Consider the following 217-nt stretch of genomic DNA (forward strand, 5'->3'; position numbering starts at 1 on the left):
TGTGGCATTGGTCAGTTATTTGATCTGGCTGGCGGCAAACTCCAAATGGCTTACCGTTGCGGGCCTGGTGATAGAAGGCAGTGACGCCAGCTCCCTGTATGGAACGGGCCAGACATAGGCCGCTACCAGGGCCAGTGCCAACACCACCGGCAGCAATACCAGGAACACAAATTTGCTGTTGCCGTACAGTGCAAAGGAGCCCTCGAATTCGGTATCA

1 protein-coding gene is annotated in these 217 nt (G+C 55.3%); it reads right to left on the reverse strand.

All coding sequences use genetic code 11. From position 1 onward, the window contains the following. Positions 1-15: 15 nt before the first annotated feature. Positions 16-217 (reverse strand): hypothetical protein (locus H6B10_RS17495; protein ID WP_204652566.1); only part of this gene is annotated, 202 nt, incomplete at its 5' end.

It is taken from the genome of Gemmiger formicilis, from assembly GCF_016901605.1.
GTDB lineage: Bacteria > Bacillota > Clostridia > Oscillospirales > Ruminococcaceae > Gemmiger > Gemmiger formicilis_B.